The sequence below is a fragment of the Xenorhabdus sp. PB61.4 genome, assembly GCF_963894935.1.
Classification (GTDB): Bacteria; Pseudomonadota; Gammaproteobacteria; order Enterobacterales; family Enterobacteriaceae; genus Xenorhabdus; species Xenorhabdus stockiae.
This window is the reverse complement of record NZ_CAWQJR010000217.1, coordinates 1-23,750: the sequence shown is the minus strand read 5'-3', so window position 1 is coordinate 23,750 and position 23,750 is coordinate 1. Positions and strand designations below refer to the sequence as shown.

Annotated in this window: 4 protein-coding genes; 3 read left to right on the top strand and 1 reads right to left on the bottom strand. The window is 48.8% G+C overall.

The features are described 5' to 3' along the window. Nucleotides 1-9: 9 nt before the first annotated feature. From AACX68_RS19065 to AACX68_RS19055, 3 genes are all read left to right on the top strand, one after another. Complete coding sequence (locus AACX68_RS19065; protein ID WP_228858213.1) at nt 10-13,179, top strand: non-ribosomal peptide synthetase; 13,170 nt, start codon at nt 10-12, stop codon at nt 13,177-13,179. Next, nucleotides 13,176-20,630, top strand: coding sequence for an amino acid adenylation domain-containing protein (locus tag AACX68_RS19060; protein ID WP_228858212.1), 7,455 nt, complete (start codon nt 13,176-13,178; stop codon nt 20,628-20,630). Before AACX68_RS19065 ends, AACX68_RS19060 begins: the two co-directional genes overlap by 4 nt. A gap of 696 nt (nt 20,631-21,326) precedes the next feature. Next, the gene (locus AACX68_RS19055) at nt 21,327-22,070 is read left to right on the top strand and encodes a metallophosphoesterase family protein (RefSeq protein WP_228858211.1); all 744 of its coding nucleotides are present in this window, start codon (nt 21,327-21,329) and stop codon (nt 22,068-22,070) included. A 59-nt stretch (nt 22,071-22,129) separates the two neighbouring features. Here AACX68_RS19055 and tnaA read toward each other — a convergent pair whose 3' ends face one another. Next, nucleotides 22,130-23,536 (bottom strand): tryptophanase, encoded by a 1,407-nt coding sequence (tnaA, locus tag AACX68_RS19050; RefSeq protein ID WP_228858210.1) that lies wholly within the window; start codon nt 23,534-23,536, stop codon nt 22,130-22,132. Between the last annotated feature and the right edge of the window lie 214 nt (nt 23,537-23,750).

The window sequence follows — 23,750 nt, the reverse complement described above, 5'->3', positions numbered from 1 at the left end:
TACTTAACAATGAATAATAATGAATTAATTTCTTTACCATTAGCTGAACGGAAAAGGCTACTTGAGTTAGCCAAAGCCGCCAAGCTCTCCCGTCAATACACGCAAAAAACTGAGATCCTCCCTCAGCCTCGCAAGGGTGATATTCCCTTGTCCTGGACACAGCAACGACTCTGGTTTCTGACCCAGTTAGATTCATCTGCTCAAACGGCATATCACATGCCTGTGGGATTACATCTACAGGGTCAGCTTAATCAGAGCGCACTACAGGCTGCGCTGGACAGGATTGTCGCCCGTCACGAGATCCTGCGGACAACGTTTATCTCCACTAACGGAACCGCCCGGCAGGTTATCGGGCATCCCGACAGTGGGTTTGCTTTGACGTCTGAGGATATCCGCCATTTACCAGAGCCAGAACAACAGGCAGCCGTCGAAAAGCGTGCTCATGACGAAGCTGTCAGACCTTTCGATTTTATCTGTGGGCCATTACTCAGAGGTCATTTATTGCATTTGGCTGAAGATGAATATGTTCTGTTATTAACACAACATCACATCATCTCGGATGGCTGGTCTGTCAGATTATTAATTCAGGAACTTTCCACGCTTTATCAGGCTTTTAGTCAGGAACAACCGGATCCATTGCCTGAATTATCTCTCCAGTATGCTGATTACGTACTCTGGCAGCAGCAATGGTTACAGGGCGAACGGCTCGAAACACAGTTAAATTACTGGCGGGAGCAGTTACAGGATGCGCCTGAATTACTCGAATTACCCACTGACAAACCCCGTCCGATACAACAGAGTTATAAAGGTAATCGTGTTGAGCTGGCATTTCCTGCTGAACTGAGTGCCGGTTTGAAAAATCTCAGCCAGCGTCATGGAACGACTCTATTTATGACCCTGATGGCAGGCTGGGCGGTATTACTTTCCCGTTTCAGCGGGCAGGACGATCTGGTCATAGGAACACCCATTGTCAATCGCCAGCAACCTGAGCTGGAATCATTAATCGGTTTCTTTGCCAATACGCTGGCATTGCGTATTCAGTTAAGTGATAACCTAAGTGTCAGTGAGTTGCTGACACAGGTGAAAAAGCGCGCACTGGGCGCTTATGCACATCAGGATTTACCCTTCGAACAACTTGTTGAAGCGCTGCGACCTACCCGCAGTTTGAGCCACAGTCCTATTTTTCAGGTCATGCTGACTCTTGATAACCAATCAGAACAAAAGCAGTTTGAGTTAGCAGGATTAAAATTGAGCGAACTTCCTCTGGTCAGAGAAAGTGCTTACTTTGATTTGACTCTCACACTCTATGATACAGAAAACGGATTAGTCGGTGATTTAGAATATGCCCGGGATCTGTTTGAACACGCTACCATTGAACGGATGGTGGACCATCTGCAAACCCTGCTGGCGGCTATGGTGGCGGATGAGACACAACAAGTCGCCGATTTAGCGCTGCTCACACCACAGCAACGCACACAGCTCCTGACCGAATTCAGCACCACAGAAGTCGCCTATCCGCAGGATCTGTTACTGCAACAACTCTTCGAACAACAGGTATCACGCTCACCGGAGTCCGTCGCGCTGGTCAGTGACGGGCAGCAGCTCAGTTACACCGAACTGAACCGGCGAGCCAACCAACTGGCCCATGCCCTGATTGCCGCTGGTGTCAAACCGGATGATCGAGTGGCGATTTGCGTTGACCGCAGCCCGGATATGATCATTGGCCTGTTCGGTATTCTGAAAGCCGGCGCCGGTTACGTGCCGTTAGATCCGGACTACCCGACAGAACGACTGACTTATATTCTGTCTGATTGTGCCCCGCAATTATTGCTGACCCAGCAACACTTAGCCGATCGTCTGACGACCGATATTCCTGTTTGGGTGATGGACGAAACCGATTACCTGAACACAATGGCACAGCAGCCGACTCATAATCCTGACGCTCACTCGCTGAACCTGTTACCACACCATCTGGCTTATATTATTTACACTTCTGGCTCCACCGGACAGCCGAAAGGGGTGATGATTGAACACCGTCAGGTCGTCAATTTTGTTCATGTTCAACGTGAAATAAATGAACTGACTCCAACGGATCGGGTGCTGCAATTCACATCGGTATCCTTTGATACAACAGTATCTGATATTTTCGCCACACTGGCGACCGGCGCAACGCTGGTACTGCGTCCCGCTCATCTGCGTATTCCTGACAAGGCATTCGGTCAGTTCCTGCGGGATCAGGCCATCACCGTGTCCGATTTACCCACCGCATTCTGGCACTTATGGGTACAGGAAATGGCGGCCGGTCGCTGCGGTTTCAGCCCTTCTTTACGGCTGGTGATTGTTGGCGGAGAAAAAGCCGAATTACGCCATTTCAATACCTGGCAATCTTTGCCTGAAACACAGGCCTGCCGCTGGATAAACTCTTACGGCCCGACCGAAACCACCGTAATCGCCACCGTATGGAAACCGGAAAATCGGGCACTCTGCCTGAACCAGAACGTGCCGATTGGTTACCCGCTGACCAATACCCGCCTCTATATTCTCGATACTCAGGGACAACCTGTTCCTATCGGCGTGGCCGGCGAGATTCATATCGGAGGATTAAGCGTTGCCCGTGGCTACCTCAACCGCCCAGACCTGACCGCGGAGCGCTTTATTACTGATCCGTTCAGTACGCAATCGAATGCCCGTATGTATAAAACCGGTGACCTCGGCCGCTGGTTGCCGGACGGTGCGATTGAATATCTGGAGCGCAATGATTTTCAGGTCAAGATCCGCGGATTCCGCATTGAACTGGGGGAAATTGAAACCCGGCTGGCCCAGTGTGACGGAGTCAAGGATGCGGTTGTGGTGGCTCGCGAAGAGGAAAATGGTAATAAACGTCTGGTCGCTTATCTGGTGCCACAGCCGGGAGTTACGCTTGATTTGCTTCAGTTGCGCGAACAGTTAAGCAGCCGCCTGATGGAGTATATGCTGCCCGGCGCTTATGTCATTCTGGAGGCCTTCCCCGTCAACCCGAATGGTAAACTGGATCGCAAAGCCCTGCCTGCGCCGGACAGTTCTGCTATCGTCCAGCGTGAATATGCTGAACCGCAGGGAGAAATGGAGCAAACACTGGCTGATATCTGGCAGACACTACTTGGTCTGGAGCAGGTTGGTCGTCATGATAATTTCTTTGAGCTGGGAGGGCATTCGTTATTAACCGTGCAGGTTGCAGCCCGTTTACGCGAAAAACTGAACATTGAAGTCACCTTGCAGGATCTCTTCACCTACCCCACACTGGCGGATTTAGCCCAGTCTCTGGGGAATGCCACCCAATCCACTCAGTCGGTTATTCTGCCCGCGGATCGCCAGCAACCTTTACCTCTTTCCTGGGCCCAGCAGCGTTTATGGTTCCTCGCGCAACTGGACAGCGCTGCGCAGGCAGCCTACCACATTGCCGGCGGGCTAGAATTGCGGGGCCAGCTAAATCAGGCCGCGTTACAGGCCGCGCTGGACAGGATTGTGGCCCGACATGAAATTCTGCGTACCACGATTACCGTTATTGACGGAGAAACCCGTCAGATTATTGGCAACCCTGACAGCGGATTTTCCCTGATATCGCAGGATCTCAGTCCGTTATCCCCGGCGGAGCAGCAAATCGCCCTGAAAGCGGCAGAGCAAGCCGAAGCTGACCAGCGTTTTGACTTTACACAAGGGCCGTTAGTCCGCGCCCAACTGCTGAAAATCAGTGATGAATACCATATTCTGCTGGTGACTCAGCACCATATTGTTTCTGACGGCTGGTCACTGAATGTGCTGATCAAAGAGTTTTCGACGCTTTATCAGGCTTTCTGCCAGCAACTGCCCGATCCGCTTCCCCGCCTGCCCATTCAGTATGCGGATTATGCCGTGTGGCAACAGCAATGGTTACAGGGCGACAAATTAGCACAGCAGGTGAATTACTGGTGTCAGACTCTACAGGATGCGCCGGTATTACTGGAACTGCCAACAGATCATCCCCGCCCTCTGGAGCAGAGCTACCGCGGAGATCTGGTCGTTTTCACCCTGCCAAGTGAGTTAAATGCCGGCTTACTCGCCCTGAGCCAGCGACACGGTACTACCCTGTTTATGACCCTGCTGGCAGGCTGGGCGATTTTATTGTCCCGACTGAGTGGTCAGCAGGATATCGTAATCGGTACCCCCGTTGCCAACCGCCAATACCGTGAACTGGAGCCGCTGATTGGCTTCTTTGTTAATACGCTGGCGTTACGGGTCAGACTGGAAGACAACCCGACGGTCAGCACGCTGTTAGCGCAGGTTAAAGCTCATGCGCTGGCCGCCTATGCCCATCAGGATTTACCTTTTGAACAATTGGTGGAAGCGTTACAACCGCCGCGTAGCCTGAGTCATAGCCCGGTCTTTCAGGTGATGATGGGGCTGGATAATACTTCCGGTTCATCAGGATTCGATTTGCCAGACCTGACTATCAACCACCTGCCCTTAGACAGAAAAACAACTCAGTTTGATGTGTCCCTGTCCTTCAGTGAAAGCGAAAACGAGTTAGTGGGGGAACTGGAATATGCCAGCGATCTGTTTGAACACGCTACCATCGAACGGATGGCGGAACACCTGCAAACCCTGCTGGCGGCTATGGTGGCGGATGAAACACAACAAATTGCGGATTTAGCTCTGCTTACGCCACAGCAACGCACACAGCTCCTGACTGAATTCAGCACCACAGAAGTCGCTTACCCGCAGGATCTGTTACTGCAACAACTTTTCGAACAACAGGTGTTACGCTCACCGGAGTCCGTTGCACTGGTCAGTGACGGGCAGCAACTTAGTTACACGGAACTGAACCGGCGAGCCAACCAGCTGGCCCATGCCCTGATTGCCGCTGGTGTCAAACCGGATGACAGGGTCGCCATTTGCGTTGACCGCAGCCCGGATATGATCATTGGCCTGTTCGGTATTCTGAAAGCCGGCGCCGGTTACGTACCGTTAGATCCGGACTACCCGACAGAACGGCTGGCGTATATTCTGTCTGATTGTGCTCCGCAGTTATTGCTGACTCAGCAACATCTGACAAATCGTCTGACAACCGATATCCCTGTTTGGGTGATGGACGATATAAGTTACCAGAACACTTCGGCACAGCAGCCGGCTCATAATCCTGACGCTCACTCGCTGGGTCTGTTACCACACCATCTGGCTTATATTATTTACACTTCCGGCTCCACCGGACAGCCGAAAGGAGTGATGATTGAACACCGTCAGGTCGTGAATTTTGTCCATGTCCAGTGTGCAGCCAATGAGCTGACCCCGGCAGATCGGGTACTGCAATTTACTTCCGTTTGCTTTGATACGACAGTCGCCGATATTTTCGCTACGCTGGCGACCGGCGCAACGCTGGTACTGCGTCCCGCTCATCTGCGTATTCCTGACAAGGCATTCGGTCAGTTCCTGCGGGATCAGGCTATTACTGTTTCCGATTTGCCGACTGCATTCTGGCATTTATGGGTACAGGAAATGGCGGCCGGTCGCTGCGGTTTCAGCCCTTCTTTACGGCTGGTGCTGGTCGGCGGAGAAAAAGCCGAATTACGTCATTTCAATACCTGGCAGTCTTTGCCTGAAACACAGGCTTGCCGCTGGATAAACTCCTATGGTCCGACCGAAACCACCGTTAATGCCACAATGTGGAAATCGGATAACCATGAATTCTGCCTCACCAACGCCGTGCCTATTGGCTACCCGCTGACCAATACCCGCCTCTATATTCTCGATACTCAGGGGCAGCCTGTTCCTATCGGCGTAGCCGGCGAGATTCATATCGGAGGATTAAGTGTCGCCCGTGGCTACCTCAATCGCCCTGATTTGACCGCAGAGCGTTTTATTACCGATCCGTTCAGTCCTCAACCGAATGCCCGTATGTACAAAACCGGTGACCTTGGCCGCTGGCTGCCGGACGGTACAATTGAATATCTGGAGCGCAATGATTTTCAGGTCAAGATCCGGGGATTCCGCATTGAACTGGGGGAAATCGAAGCCCGGCTGGCTCAGTGTGACGGAGTCAAGGATGCAGTGGTAGTCGCGCGTGAAGAGGAAAACGGCAATAAACGTCTGGTAGCTTATCTGGTGCCACAGCCGGAAGTTACGCTTGATTTACTTCAGTTACGCGAACAGTTAAGCAGCCGTTTGGTGGAATATATGCTACCCGGCGCTTATGTCATTCTGGAGGCCTTCCCCGTCAACCCGAATGGCAAACTGGATCGCAAAGCCCTGCCTGCGCCGGACAGTTCAGCCATTGTCCAGCGTGAATATGCTGAACCACAGGGAGAAATGGAGCAGACACTGGCCGATATTTGGCAGAGTTTATTGGGAGTAGAACATATCGGACGCCATGACCACTTCTTTGAGCTGGGCGGGCACTCCTTGTTAACCGTACAGGTCGCAGCCCGTTTACGGGAAAAACTGAACATTGAAGTGACCTTGCAGGATCTCTTCAACCACCCCACACTGGCAGATTTAGCCCAGTCTCTGGGGAATGCTATTCAATCCACTCAGTCGGTTATTCTGCCCGCAGACCGCCAGAAACCTTTGCCCCTTTCCTGGGCCCAACAGCGTTTATGGTTCCTCGCCCAGTTGGACAGCGCTGCGCAGGCAGCCTACCACATTGACGGCGGACTAGAATTGCGGGGCCAGCTAAATCAGGCCGCGTTACAGGCCGCGCTGGACAGGATTGTGGCCCGGCATGAAATTCTGCGTACCACGATTGCCGTTATTGACGGAGAAACCCGTCAGATTATTGGCAACCCCAGCAGGGGCTTTTCCCTGATATCGCAGGATCTCAGCCCGTTATCCCCGGCTGAGCAGCAAATCGCCCTTAAAGCGGCAGAGCAGGCCGAAGCTGACCAGCCTTTTGACTTTACACAGGGGCCGTTAGTGCGTGCCCAATTGCTGAAAATCAGCGATGAACACCATATTCTGCTGGTGACTCAGCACCATATTGTTTCTGACGGCTGGTCACTGAATGTGCTGATCAAAGAGTTTTCGGCGCTTTATCACGCCTTCTGTCAGCAACAGCCTGATCCGCTCCCCCGTCTGCCCATTCAGTATGCGGATTATGCTGTGTGGCAACGGCAATGGTTACAGGGCGACAAATTAGCACAACAGGTGAATTACTGGTGTCAGACCTTACAGGATGCGCCGGTATTACTGGAACTGCCAACAGATCACCCCCGTCCTCTGGAGCAGAGCTACCGCGGAGATCAGGTTATTTTCACTCTGCCGCATGAATTAAAGGCAGGCTTACTCACCCTGAGCCAGCGGCACGGTACTACCCTGTTTATGACCCTGCTGGCAGGCTGGGCGATTTTACTGTCCCGACTGAGCGGTCAGCAGGATATCGTAATCGGTACCCCTGTCGCCAACCGCCAATACCATGAACTGGAGCCGCTGATTGGCTTCTTCGTTAATACGCTGGCGTTACGGGTCAGACTGGAAGACAACCCAACGGTCGGTACCCTGTTAGCGCAGGTCAAAGCCCATGCGCTGGCCGCCTATGCTCATCAGGATTTACCTTTTGAACAGTTGGTGGAAGCATTACAACCGCCGCGCAGCCTGAGTCATAGCCCGGTCTTTCAGGTCATGATGGCGCTGGATAATACTTCCGGTTCATCAGAATTCAATTTACCAGACCTGACCATCAACGAGCTGCTCTTAACCAAAAAAACAACTCAGTTTGATGTGTCACTGTCCTTCAGTGAAAGCGAAAACGGGTTAGTGGGGGAACTGGAATATGCCAGCGATCTGTTTGAGCACGCTACCATTGAACGGATGGCGGAACACCTGCAAACCCTGCTGGCGGCAATGGTAGCGGATGAAACACAACAAGTCGCGGATTTAGCCCTGCTTACGCCACAGCAACGTACACAGCTCCTGACCGAATTCAGCACCACAGAAGTTGCTTATCCGCAGGATCTGTTACTGCAACAACTTTTCGAACAACAAGTGTTACGCTCACCGGAGTCTGTTGCGCTGGTCAGTGACGGGCAACAGCTCAGTTACACCGAACTGAACCGGCGAGCCAACCAGCTGGCCCATGCTCTGATTGCCGCCGGCGTCAAACCGGATGATCGAGTGGCGATTTGCGTTGACCGCAGCCCGGATATGATTATCGGCCTGTTCGGCATCCTGAAAGCCGGCGCCGGTTACGTGCCGTTAGATCCGGACTATCCCACTGAGCGGCTGGCTTATATTTTGTCCGATTGTGCCCCGCAGTTATTGCTGACCCAGCAACATTTAGCCGATCGCCTGACGACCAATATCCCTGTTTGGATGATGGACGAAACCGATTATCTGAACACCGCGGCACAGCAGCCGGCTCATAATCCTGACGCTCACTCACTGGGCCTGTTACCACACCATCTGGCTTATATTATTTACACTTCCGGCTCCACCGGACAGCCGAAAGGGGTGATGATTGAACATCGTCAGGTCGTCAATTTTGTTCATGTCCAACGTGAAATAAATGAACTGACTCCAACGGATCGGGTGCTGCAATTTACGTCTGTATCCTTTGATACGACGGTATCTGATATTTTTGCCACACTGGCGACCGGTGCAACGCTGGTACTGCGCCCGGCACATCTGCGTATTCCCGACAAGACATTCGGTCAGTTCCTGCGGGATCAGGCCATCACCGTGTCCGATTTACCCACCGCATTCTGGCATTTATGGGTACAGGAAATGGCGGCTGGTCGCTGCGGTTTCAGCCCTTCTTTACGGCTGGTGATTGTCGGCGGAGAAAAAGCCGAATTACGCCACTTCAATACCTGGCAGTCTTTGCCTGAAACACAGGCCTGCCGCTGGATAAACTCTTACGGCCCGACCGAAACCACCGTGATTGCCACCGTATGGAAACCGGAAAACCGGGCACTCTGCCTGAACCAGAACGTGCCGATTGGTTACCCGCTGACCAATACCCGACTCTATATTCTCGATACTCAGGGGCAGCCTGTTCCTATCGGCGTGGCCGGCGAGATTCATATCGGAGGCTTAAGCGTCGCCCGTGGCTACCTCAATCGCCCAGATCTGACCGCGGAGCGCTTTATTGCCGATCCGTTCAGTCCGCAAGCCGATGCCCGTATGTATAAAACCGGTGATCTTGGCCGCTGGCTGCCGGATGGCACGATTGAATATCTGGAGCGCAATGATTTTCAGGTCAAGATCCGCGGATTCCGCATTGAACTGGGAGAAATTGAGGCACAATTGGCTCAGTGTGAGGGAGTCAAAGATGCGGTTGTGGTAGCACGTGAAGAGGAAAACGGGAATAAACGTCTGGTCGCCTATGTGATCCCACAACCAGGAATAACACTGGATATTATTCAACTGCGTGAACAACTGAGCAGCCGCCTGATGGAGTATATGTTGCCCGGAGCTTACGTCATTCTTGATGCCTTCCCCGTGAACCCGAATGGCAAACTGGATCGCAAAGCCCTGCCTGCGCCGGATAGTTCAGCCCTTATCAGCCGTGAATATCAGGCTCCTCAGGGGGAAGCAGAACAACAGCTGGCAGCTATCTGGCAGACACTGCTTGGTCTGGATCAGGTTGGCCGTCATGATAATTTCTTTGAGCTGGGCGGGCACTCCCTGCTGGTTGTCAATTTGATTGAAGAACTTCGCCAGCGTGACCTTACACTAGAAGTCAGTACGGTCTTTTCTTCTCCGACACTGATGGCAATGGCATCACGCATAACGGATACAACAATCAGTGACAATGTCACTTTCACGGTTCCGCCTAATCTGATTACTGATGACAGCCATTCCATCACACCGGACATGCTGCCGCTGATCACGCTGACCCAGAATAATATTGACCAGATTGTTGCCAACGTTCCCGATGGTGTTTCGAATATTCAGGATATCTATCCATTAGGGCCGTTACAGGAAGGTATTTTGTTCCACCACTTGCTGGAAACTAAAGGCGATATTTATCTGGATAATCTGCTGATGACTTTCGACAGCCGGACACGTCTGGATACATTCCTGCTGGCACTGCAACAGGTTATTAATCGTCACGATATTCTGCGCAGCGCATTTCAGTGGGACAATCTGCCGGAGCCGGTACAGGTGGTTTATCGTCATGCTCCTCTGCCCGTTACCGAACTGGAGCTATGCGCCGGTACGGATACAGCACAGCAATTACGTGATGCGACCGATCCGCGCCAGATACGCATGGATATCACCAATGCTCCATTACTATCCGCCAGCATTGCCAAAGATCCGCATACCGAAAACTGGCATCTGGCATTGCTTTACCATCATCTGGTTTGTGACCATCTGTCACTGGAAATGATCTTCAATGAAGTGCAGATATTACAGCTCGGGCAAAATGAGCCTCTGCCGCCTTCTCTGCCTTACCGTAACTTTATCGCTCAGATCCGGGCCGTTCCGGTTGAGAAACATCAGGACTATTTCCACCAGCTTCTGGGCGATGTGGATGAACCGACTCTGCCGTTTAACTTACTTGATGTGCAGGGGAACCATGACGAGCACCATAAGATAGAGGAAGCCGGTCTGGAGCTGGATGATAAGTTATCGCGCCAAATACGCGACTGTGCCCGCCAGCAGGGTGTCAGTGCTGCCGTTCTGTTCCATGTCGCATGGGCACAGGTTCTTGCACAATGCAGCGGACGGGAAGATGTTGTTTTCGGCACCGTGCTATTAGGCCGATCACTAAAAGGTGCAGATACTTCTCAGGTTCTTGGTATGTTCATCAATACCCTGCCCGTGCGCATAATGTTGCAGGAACGTACTGCACAACAGGTGGTACAGGAAACTTATCAGCAGCTCAGCACATTGCTTGAGCATGAACAGACGCCGTTAGCAATCGCCCAGCGTTGCAGTGGTATTCAGGCGCCTCAGCCCCTTTTCAGCAGCCTGCTTAATTTCCGTCATAGTCAGCATAACGATCAACAGGCTGATTCAGCCGTATGGCAAGGTATTCAGACCTCCGGTAGTGAGGAGCGCAGTAATTACCCACTGTCATTGGATGTCGATGATTTTGGTAACAGCTTTGCCCTGACTGCGCAATGCAACCGCCAGATTAATCCGGCCCGCATTAACGCTTATATGGATACCGCACTGAAAGCGTTGGTGATGGCCTTACAGGAAATGCCGGAACAGGATATCCACTCCCTCAATATCCTGCCACCAGCAGAACTCACTCAGCTACTGGAAGACTTCAACAGCGACAAAGTTGACTGCCCACAGGATATGTTACTCCAGCAACTGTTTGAACAGCAGGCAGCCCTCACGCCGGACGCCGTAGCGCTGATCCACGCTGCAAATAATGGAGAGTCTAAACTCACCTATAGTGAACTGAATCAGAAAGCCAACCAGCTGGCCCATGCCCTGATTGCTGCCGGCGTCAAACCGGATGATCGGGTGGCTATTTGTGTCGAACGTGGTCTGGATATGGTGATAGGTTTATACGGTATTTTAAAATCCGGTGCGGGATATGTACCGCTGGATACTGATTACCCTACCGAACGACTGAACTATATTTTGTCAGATTGTGCACCGAAGTTATTACTGACGCAGCAGCACTTACATAGCCGCTTATCGACTGATACGCCTGTATGGATGCTGGATGATAACAGCCATATCGAGTGTATAGCCCGGCAGCCAATCCATAACCCTGATCCGCAACAACTGGGACTGGCAGCGCATCATCTGGCTTATATCATCTATACCTCCGGTTCCACCGGGCAGCCGAAAGGGGTGATGATTGAGCATCACAACGTGGTTAATTTTGTTCATGTTCAACGTCAGACCAATGAACTGACGCCGTCTGACCGTGTACTTCAGTTCACTTCGGTAGCGTTCGATACCACTGTATCAGATATTTTTGCCACACTGGCCGCAGGTGCAACCTTAATTATGCGCCCGTCAGAACTGCGTGTTCCCGACAGCGCTTTTGCTCAATTCCTGCAACAACAGCAAATCACAGTGACTGACTTGCCTACCGCTTTCTGGCACTTATGGGTACAGGAAATGGCCGCAGGACGTTGTGGCTTCAGCCCTTCTCTGCGTCTGGTGATTGTCGGCGGAGAAAAAGCGGAACTGCGTCACCTGATGACCTGGCAGACACTACCGGAAACCCGTTCATGCCGCTGGATTAACTCTTACGGCCCGACTGAGACGACGGTGATTGCCACCGTTCTGAAAGTGGACAGTCATCCTGCCTATAGCGCAGAAACACTACCAATTGGTTATCCTCTCGCCAACAGCCGTATCTACATACTTGATACGCGCGGAAAACCTGTACCTATCGGTGTTTCCGGTGAAATTCACATTGCTGGTGCCGGTGTAGCGCGGGGTTATCTGAACCAGCCTGAACTGACTGATGAGCGTTTTATTCCGGATACGTTCAGTGAACAACCGAATGCCAGAATGTACAAAACCGGGGATTTGGGTCGCTGGTTACCGGATGGAACAATTGAATACCTCGGACGGAATGATTTTCAGGTCAAGATCCGCGGGTTCCGCATTGAGCTGGGAGAAATAGAAACTCAGCTGGCAGCCTGTGAAGGGGTCAAAGATGCTATTGCCATGGTGCGTGAAGACGAAACCGGTGATAAACGTCTGGTGGCTTATTTAGTTCCACAGCCTGATGCGCAGCTGGATATCGCTGAGTTACGTGAACAGCTCAGCACTCATCTGCTGGATTATATGATCCCCAGCGCCTTTGTCGTAATGGAAGCCTTCCCGCTGAATCCGAACGGCAAGCTGGATCGCAAATCCCTGCCGGTTCCTGACCGCTCTGCAACCGCTACGCGGGCGTATGAAGCACCAGAGGGGGAAACAGAACAGCAGCTGGCTGCTATCTGGCAAACCTTACTGGGGCTGGAGCAAGTCGGTCGTCATGATGATTTCTTTGAGCTGGGAGGAAACTCATTATCAATCATGCAATTATCGGCAAGACTACAAGAAGAGTTCCATCTGGAAATTTCAATTACGGATATTTTCCGTCATTCGGCATTAGCCAAACTTGCTGAGCTTATCTTATCAAAACAAGTGGAAACCTTTTTCGATCAGGATATTGAAGATATGCAAAAAGAGCTGGAGAACCTATCTGAAGATGAGTTGCTTGCCATGTTAAATGGAGAACAACTAGAGGGAAATAAACTATGAGCAAAAATGAACAGACACTGAATCAATTAAGGCAGGCTGTACTCCAGAAGAAACTGAAAGAGCGTATGCAAAGTAGCCTGACAACCGAAAAAGCACCGATATCTGCCCGTGATCCGCAGCAGGAGATCCCGCTATCCTGGGCGCAACAGCGCCTGTGGTTCCTCGCTCAGTTAGATCCGGCTGCCCTGACGGCATACCACATTCCTGCAGCCCTTCATCTTAAGGGCCAACTGAACACCGCGGCCTTACAGGCCGCGCTGGACAGAATTGTCGTCCGCCATGAAATCCTGCGCACCACCATTGGGCTGGCAGAAGACGGAGGAGAAGGCACGGCACGGCAAATTGTTCATGGGAAAGATTTCGGTTTCTCTTTAAATATGCAGGATCTAAGTCTGTTAACCGAAGATGAGCAACAAACTGCTATCCAGAACGCCATCTCATTTGAAGCCAGTCATCCTTTTGATTTCGAAAACGGCCCCCTGATTAGGGGCCAGTTATTCAGACTGGCAGAAGATGAAAATATTTTGCTACTCACCCAGCACCATATTATTTCTGATGGCTGGTCAGTTAACGTCATGATGCAGGAGTTTTCCACGCTTTACCTGAGCTTCTGCCACGAACAGCCTGATCCATTACCGCCATTAAAAATTCAGTACGCAGATTATACGCTCTGGCAACGGAAGGAATTACAGGGCAAGGCACTGGAAAAGCAGCTGGATTATTGGCGTAATACGCTACAGGATGCGCCGACACTTCTGACACTCCCTACTGACCGACCCCGTCCGGCACGGCAAACTTATGCCGGTGGGGAAGCACTGGTTACCCTGTCACCGGATTTAACCGGAAAATTAAAAGCCTTTGCGCAACGTCATGGCATTACGTTATTTATGACGCTGCTGACCGGCTGGTCAATACTGCTTTCCCGTCTCAGCGGGCAACATGATTTAGTCATCGGCACGCCAGTCGCTAATCGTAGGTATCGCGATCTGGAGCCGTTAATCGGCTTTTTTGTCAATACATTAGCACTGCGGGTTCAGTTACAGGATAATCCGACCGTCAGCGAATTGCTGGCACATGTAAAAGCTCATACTGTCACGGCTTTTGAAAATCAGGATCTCCCGTTTGAACAATTAGTTGAAGCGTTAAAACCACCGCGCAGCCTGAGTTATAGCCCGGTTTTTCAGGTTATGATGTCTCTGGATAATACTCCCGGACAACAGCAGTTCGAATTACCGGGATTAACGATCAGCGAACTGGATTTATCCGAAAACAGCTCCCACTTTGATCTCTCCCTGTCTCTGCATGACACGGATGAAGGCTTAATCGGCGAACTGGAATATGCCAGCGATTTGTTTGATCAGGCAACGATGGACCGGATGGCGGGCTATCTGCAAACACTGTTAACGGTTATGGTGGCTGATGATACTCAGCGTGTGGCTGATTTACCGTTACTGACACCGAATGAACGTAATCAGTTATTGGCCGGCTTTAATGCCAGAACAGCCTCCTATCCGCAGGAAATGTTACTCCAGCAACTGTTCGAGCAACAGGTCGCCCATTCCCCCACCAGCCCGGCATTGGTCAGCGGAGAACAACAACTCACCTATCATGAACTGAACCAGCAGGCGAACCAGCTTGCCCATGCCCTGATTGCTGCCGGAGTACAACCGGATGATCGGGTAGCAATTTGTGTCGAACGGGGCGCAGATATGATCATCGGGCTGTTTGGCATTCTGAAAGCCGGAGCCGGTTATGTGCCGTTAGACCCGGAATACCCGACTGAACGGCTGGCCTATATTCTGTCAGACTGTAAGCCGAAGCTGTTACTGACTCAGGAACACTTACAAAGCCGCCTGAGTACTGAAGTTCCCGTCTGGATAATGGACAACGATCACTATCTGGATAATGTGGCACAACAACCTACCGACAACCCTGAACCGCATCAACTGGGGCTGAAACCGCATCATCTGGCTTATATTATCTACACTTCCGGCTCAACAGGTCAGCCGAAGGGAGTGATGATTGAACACCGTCAGGTCGTGAATTTTGTTTATGTCCAGCGTGAAACAAATGAACTGATACCTTCTGATCGGGTGTTACAATTTACCTCTGTTGCCTTTGATACCACCGTATCCGATATTTTTGCCACACTGGCCGCCGGAGCAACATTAGTACTGAGATCGGCCTCGCTGCGCATACCCGATAAAAACTTCAGCCGGTTCTTACAGGAACAGGCAATTACCGTTTCCGATCTGCCCACCGCTTTCTGGCATTTATGGGTTCAGGAGATGGCCGCCGGTCGCTGTGGTTTCAGTCCTTCTTTACGGCTGGTGATTGTCGGCGGAGAAAAAGCGGAATTACGTCATTTCAATACATGGCAAACTTTACCTCAAACTCAGTCCTGTCGCTGGATCAACTCCTATGGCCCGACGGAAACCACCGTTATTGCGACGGTATGGAAACCAGACAACCAGGAATCCGGCCTCACCAATACCGTTCCTATCGGTAGCCCGCTCACCAATACGCAAATTTATATCCTTGATACGCAGGGGCAGCCGGTTCCTATCGGCGTTGCGGGTGAAATTCATATCGGTGGTGCAGGTGTCGCCAGAGGTTATCTGAATCGCCCTGACCTCACTGATGAGCGGTTTATTGCCGATCCGTTCAGCCAACAAGCCAATGCCCGCATGTATAAAACCGGTGATCTCGGGCGCTGGCTACCAGACGGTACGATTGAATATCTGGAACGCAATGATTTTCAGGTCAAAATACGTGGGTTCCGTATTGAACTGGGCGAAATTGAAGCACAACTGGCTCAGTGTGATGGAGTCAAAGATGTTGTGGTGACTGCCCATGAAGATGAAAGCGGCAATAAACGTCTGGTCGCTTACCTGATACCGCAGCCGGAGACAATACTGGATATCCTCCAGTTACGTGAACAACTAAGCACGCAATTGATGGAGTATATGCTGCCCGGTGCTTACGTCGTTCTGGATGCTTTCCCACTAACACCCAACGGGAAAGTCGATCGCAAAGCATTGCCGGCACCTGACCATACCGCCATCATCAGCCGGGAATATCAGGCACCGGAAGGAGAAGCAGAACAACAACTGGCAAGTATCTGGCAGGAGCTGTTGGGGCTGGAACAAGTCGGACGCCATGACAACTTCTTCGAGCTGGGCGGACACTCACTACTGGTCGTCAGCCTGATTGAGAAACTCCGTCAACATAGCCTTGCCATTGATGTCAGTGCGGTATTCGCATCCCCGACACTGGCAGCTATGGCGACCAATTTAACTCAGCAAACCGAATCTGACACAAACAACACGCCTGTGCCACCAAACCTGATCCCTGATAACTGTCAGGCGATCACACCGGATATGCTGCCACTGGTAACGCTGTCTCAGGCGAATATCGACCAGATAGCCTCACAGGTGACAGGTGGTGTCAGTAACATTCAGGACATCTATCCACTCGGGCCATTACAGCAAGGTATTCTGTTCCATCATTTGCTGGAAACAACCGGTGATACGTATCTGGATAACCTGCTGATGACTTTCGACAGTCGTTCACGTCTGGATACATTCCTGCAAACAGTGCAACAAGTCATTGAACGCCACGATATTCTGCGCACTGCCGTCTATTGGGAAAATCTGCCGGAGCCGGTACAGGTCGTTCATCGCCATGCCCCCATGCCTGTCACAGAGCTGGAACTGTCGCCCGAAATCAATGCGGAACAACAAATTCAGAGCTATACCGACCCTGATATCGTCCGTATGAATATCAACAAAGCGCCGTTATTATCTGCCAGCATTGCCAGAGAACCCAATAGTGATAAATGGTACTTATCCTTACTTCACCACCATCTGGTTTGCGATAATTTATCGCTGAAACTGGTATTTGATGAAGTCAATGCCATGTTACAGGGTCAGCATGAACAACTGCCAACAGCGTTGCCTTATCGTAATTTCATTGCCCAGACTAAAAATATTCCCCTTGAACAACACCAGTCCTATTTCCGTCAGCTACTGGGAGACGTAGAAGAGCCGACCCTGCCATTCGGCCTACTTGATGCTAAGGACAGTGGCGATAAAGTTGTGGAAAATGTTCTGACGCTGGATAGTGATTTTTCCCGGATGGTTCAGCAATGTGCCCGCCAACAGGGGGTCAGTACCGCAGTTCTGTTTCATGTTGCCTGGGCACAGGTGCTGGCTCAGTGTAGTGGCCGTGACGATGTCGTCTTCGGTACCGTTTTAATGGGGCGGTTACAAGGCGGTAAAGAAACAGAAAAAATAATGGGAATGTTTATCAATACATTACCCATTCGGGTTATTCTGCAAGGGCGCAATGTTCAGCAAACAGTTCAGGAAACTTACCGGCAACTCAGCACATTACTGGTACATGAACAGACACCTCTGGTTATTGCTCAGCGTTGCAGCGGTATTCCCGCTTCTCTGCCACTGTTTAACAGCCTGCTTAATTTCCGTCATGGTTCAGATGAAACGGAGGAAGATGAGCAGGAACTCGCATCAATCTGGGAAGGCATTGAAACGTTTAACACTAAAGATTCCCGCAGCAATTATCCTTTATCACTGGATGTTGATGCCTATGATGATCAATTTGAACTCACCATCCAATGCAGCCAACAGATTGACCCGAGCCGCATTAATGCCTATGTGGCAACCGCACTAAAAGGTCTGGTTACTTCATTATTACAAAACGCGACTGCGCAAAATATTCAGACAATCTCCGTCCTGCCACCAGCGGAAAAGACACAGTTACTGGTGGATTTTAACGGCGCTGAAATCGCTTATCCGCAGGATATTCTGCTCCACCAGCTATTCGAACAGCAGGTTTCTTGCACACCAGATTCCATTGCGCTGGTGAGTGGTGATGAGCAGCTCAGCTACGCTGAACTGAACCAGCAGGCCAACCAACTGGCACATGCTCTGATTGCCGCGGGTGTACAACCGGATGATCGGGTAGCAATTTGCGTTGAGCGCAGCCCGGATATGATTATCGGCCTGTTCGGCATTCTGAAAGCCGGTGCAGGCTATGTTCCGCTGGATACTGATTATCCGACTGAAAGACTGGCTTACATTCTGTCTGACTGTAAACCGAAGCTATTACTGACTCAAAAACATTTACAGAACCGGCTGGCAACAGAAGTCCCAGTCTGGTTAATGGATAGTGAAGCGCATCGGATCAATGTGGCACAGCAACCTACCCACAATCCTGAACATCCACAGTCGGGGCTGGCACCACATCATCTGGCCTATATCATCTATACCTCCGGCTCCACCGGGCAGCCCAAAGGCGTGATGATAGAGCATCGTAATGTGGTTAACTTCGTTCACGTCCAGTGTCAGACTAACGAATTAACCCCCTCTGACCGTGTGCTGCAATTTACTTCTGTGGCTTTCGACACCACCGTATCGGATATTTTTGCAACACTGGCAACCGGCGCAACCCTGATCCTGCGACCTGCCGATCTCCGCGTACCAGATAATAACTTCGGTCGTTTCCTGCGGGAGCAGAAAATTACCGTCACCGATCTCCCCACCGCGTTCTGGCATCAGTGGGTACAAGAACTGGTCGCAGGACGATGTGATTTCAGTCCTTCGCTGCGTCTGGTTATCGTTGGGGGCGAAAAAGCCGAGCTTCACCATCTGACACTCTGGAAATCACTGGCTGAAACGCAACATTGCCGCTGGATTAACTCCTATGGCCCAACTGAAACCACCGTCATCGCAACCGTATTAAAAGTGGATGGTCATTCCCGATATACCGAACCAACTCTGCCTATTGGTTATCCATTAACCAATACCCGCCTATATATTCTCGATAGACAGGGACAGCCTGCTCCTCTCGGTGTTTCCGGCGAAATTCATATCGGCGGTGCAAGCGTTGCGCGAGGGTATCTCAATCAGCCTGAGCTGACAGCAGAACGCTTTATCCCTGATCCATTCAGCCATCAAACTGATGCACGTATGTATAAAACAGGTGATTTGGGATGCTGGTTGCCGGACGGTACGATTGAGTACCTCGGACGCAATGATTTTCAGGTTAAGATCCGCGGGTTCCGCATTGAACTGGGAGAAATTGAAGCCAGACTCTTCGCTTACCCCGGTATCAAAGATGCGATTGTTATCGTGCGGGAAGATACTCCGGGCGATAAACGTCTGGTGGCCTATCTGGTGCCACAACCGGGTACAACTCTCGATCTGGAAAACCTGCGTCACTCTTTGCACGTAAACTTAGCCAGCTATATGATCCCCAGTGCTTTTGTGATTCTGGATACATTCCCGCTGACACCTAATGGCAAACTGGATCGTCGGGCATTACCGGCACCGGATAAATCTTCCGTTATCAGCCGCAACTATGAAGCCCCTATCGGTGAAACAGAAGAGCTCATTGCAGCGATATGGCAGGACGTACTCCGGCTGGAACAAATAGGACGCCATGATCACTTCCTTGAGCTTGGTGGTCATTCCCTATTAACCCTACAGGTTGCTACCCGTCTGAATCAGGCTTTAGCTAAGGATATCAGTATCCGCGATCTGCTGGTTTACTCGACAATCAGTGAACTGGCAGCATATATTCAGTCAGACGCGCCACTGCCACAACAGCAAAATATAGTGACTATCCGTCAGGGGAATGGTAATACCTCACTGTTCCTCATTCACGCAGTCAGTGGTGATATTCACTATGCCTACAATCTTGAGCCCTATATAGATAATGACGAATTATCAATTTATGGTGTTATTGCCAGCGATACCTACGCAGAGGAAGGCATACAGCTTACCATCGACAACATGGCTCAGGAATATATTAAATGCATTCGTCAGGTACAGGCACACGGCCCTTACCATCTGGCTGGATGGTCATCAGGCGGAACGATTGCTTATGAAATGTCCCGCCAGTTAATTGCCGATGGTGAAACAGTAAACTTTATCGGGTTACTGGACAGCGCCTCTGATTATGTAGATTTCTACTCATCGGAAGAGCAACAATCCGGAATGATGTTTGAGAAAAGTTTGACACTGCTCGAACTACTCCCGGACGATATCCCAGAAGACATTAGCGATGAATTCTACAAGTTAGCCGATAATCGTGATTTCGACGCGATGTTAGTGTTAGCTGAGAAGCTCAATTTGTTACCACCGAATGTCACACGTGAAAATGTCAGTGATCTTGTGCAAATGCGCCATAACATCTCTATGGCAGCTAATCGTTACATTCCAGCAATGATACATGCTAACGTCACGCTGTTCAGAGCAATGGATGAAGTTGCCGCAGGAGGAAATATGACCCTAAAATGGGACAATATTTTACCCAGTGAGCAGCTGACTATTATCCCGATTAAAGGAGATCATGACTCGATGATGATGCAACCCAATATTCAGGATACGGGCAAAGCATTACTTCAGGCTCTAATGAATAATCAATAAGACAGTAAAAAGAATGAACCACCTCTATAAGAGGTGGTTCCAGAAAAGTAACTTTTAAAACATGAGTAAAAATAATAAACACAAAATCAAATTTCGTAACAACAACTTCAAAATTTATTGTTTAAAATAATTATTTTTACATTAGTTCCCTGGTGGGCAAAACAAAGAATAAAAATTAAACCCTGAATATTAAGTTCTATATAATTACACGCTAATAAAATAGAAAATATACTTTATTCACATGATACATTTTTAGTATGTAACTGAAAGTCTACTCTGTTTCTTATTTTTACCTCCTGCATTATAATATATACAATCATAAGGTAAATTTATAACACACTAAATCTTATAAGATGATATCAACGAGACAACATAATGCAAGAGACGAACAATAAAAAAATCGACTAAAATCGATATTTCCGCTTCACACATTTCAAAAAAAATTTAAGCTTTAATAAAAAAATATCAATTCATCCATTTCAGGTTAATTAAATTTTCATCTCCAATATCTTTATCGTGACTTTTAAATCCAGCCATTAATATAGCCTAATTAACCATCGGGATATTTAATATAACACGAGTTAAATTACCAATTGTAAATTATGAGGTCGCTATAAGAATAACAAATCAGAATCTGCTGATGTAGACGATTAAATAATGTCATATAATCCGTCTATTTTTGGGAGGTAATAAAAAATGAAAGTCATTCAGATAACCGATATCCACCTGACACAGAGCAGAGAACATCAATTATTTAATGTAAACCTGTATGACAATTTTGATACTATTTGTGAGGAAATATGCCGCATAAAGGGAATTACTGAAATAGATTTAATCATTGTTTCCGGTGATATAACAAATGATGGTGATATCGATGCTTACCGATATTTCTTCAAAAGAATGGATTCATGTCAGACTCCCTATATTACAATAGCCGGAAATCATGACCTGAAAAATAATATTGATACCGTAATTACAGAGATAAAACCAAAATATAATATCACTTCCGGTGAGTATAATGATAAAAATTGGTTCATTACTTATGTTGATACTGTCGTTAAAGGTGAGGATTATGGCTTTATTACACAAAATAACCTTGCTGAATTAGAAAAAAGAATCATTTTAAACAAGAAATTTAATACTGCGGTATTTATGCATCACCACATCATACCGGTTGGTACACCCATTGTGGACAGTTGTATGCTGGAAAATGCCGCAGATCTATTAACATTATGTAAAAAACATAAGGTGAAATTTATCGGCTGTGGTCATGCTCATACTTCGCGTATCTGGCATCAGAATGATATAACAATCAGTGTTGCACCCGCAGTTTCATTCCAGTGGTTATTAGGTACAAATACCGTTAAAACAACAAAAAGTTCTGGTTTTAATATTATTGATTTTTCAGAAAATATATCAGTAACTTCATGTAATTACTAAAGTCCTTCTCAAGTTGCAGCATAAGCAACTTGAGAGTGTATTGCGGCCCAGTATATGACTTAATTATCAGAAATCGGCTTTAATTTAGCCATAAAGTGGCGCAACACTGGCGGCTCATAATTAAATGTTAATCCACAAATATCAGCAGCATGCTGTTTTAATTCAATAAAGGCTTCAACGACATAATCCATATGATCATTGGTATAAACACGGCGAGGGATAGCTAGCCTCATCAATTCCATCGGTGATTCTTTTTGTTTACCGGTATCTGGGTCGCGCCCAAGCAGTAAAGAACCAATTTCTACACTTCTGATACCCGCTTCCAGATATAGCGCGTTATTTAATGCCTGAGCCGGAAATTGATCGCTTGGAATATGCGGTAAAAATAGTTTTGCATCCACAAAGACAGCATGCCCACCAACCGGATATTGAATAGGAATACCCGCCTTTCTTAGCTGTTCACCTAAATAAGTCACCTGATGAATGCGATAAGACAAAAAATTCTCATCCATACCTTCTTCAAGCCCAATCGCCAGTGCTTCCATATCACGCCCGGCAAGCCCACCATAAGTCACGAACCCTTCATTCGGAATACAGCGGATTTTTACCTCATTAAATAGATCTTCATTATCACGAACAGAGCAAAGGCCACCGATATTCACCATGGGATCTTTTTTTGCCGACATCGTCAACATATCGCCATATTGATACATCTCCCTGACGATCTCTTTAATTGACTTATCTGCGTAACCTTGTTCCCGCTGCTTAATAAACCAGGCATTTTCACAAAAACGGGCTGAATCAATGACCACCGGAATATCATACTGTTTCGCTATTTCATACACAGCTTTCATATTAGCAAGAGAAACCGGCTGACCGCCCGTGCTATTGCAAGTTATCGTGACTATAATGGCGACTACATTATTTTCACCCTGTTCTTTGATTGTGTGTTGAAGTAAATCAATATCAAAATCACCCTTCCAGTCATAATAACTGCCGGTATCAAAAGCCTTATCTGTAACAACATTGATAGCCTTCGCATGATTTAATTCCACATGCGCCATCGTAGTATCAAAATGAAAGTTAGAAATAAATACCGGGTCTTGCGCTCCGCCTTTTAATTTTTTCCTTTCGATCAAGGCAGGAAATAAAATCTGCTCAGCACCACGGCCCTGATGAGTAGGAACCGTATGCGCGTATCCAATTAATTCTTTAACTTTATCCACCAAACGATAATAACTACGCGATCCGGCATAAGCCTCATCTCCCATCATCATACCAGCCCACTGCTGATTACTCATGGAGCCAGTGCCAGAGTCAGTCAATAGGTCGATATACACCATATCAGAAGGCAGCATAAACGGATTATACCCCGCAGCTTCCAGCGCAATTTCACGTTCTGCACGTGTTGTCATGCGGATATTTTCTACCATTTTAATACGAAAAGGCTCAGGAATGCGCTTCATTTTAATATCTCTAATTAGAAAAATAACAATAAATCACATTATATTGTCAACAAGCGTTAATATTTTTTAGTGGGTAGGTATTATTTTATCTATAGATAACGCGTTAAAATTATTTCCATTAAAAAGGAATTTGGGGATGATAAGATAAGGACTGAAATACACAACATTAATAATGTATTCAAAGTATCAATTAAAATGTAATTTACTCATATTA

Coding starts and splice junctions, on each gene's coding strand:
- AACX68_RS19065 (WP_228858213.1), top strand. CDS start 10: ATGAATAATAATGAATTAATTTCTTTACCATTAGCTGAACGGAAAAGG.
- AACX68_RS19060 (WP_228858212.1), top strand. CDS start 13,176: ATGAGCAAAAATGAACAGACACTGAATCAATTAAGGCAGGCTGTACTC.
- AACX68_RS19055 (WP_228858211.1), top strand. CDS start 21,327: ATGAAAGTCATTCAGATAACCGATATCCACCTGACACAGAGCAGAGAA.
- tnaA (WP_228858210.1), bottom strand. CDS start 23,536: ATGAAGCGCATTCCTGAGCCTTTTCGTATTAAAATGGTAGAAAATATC.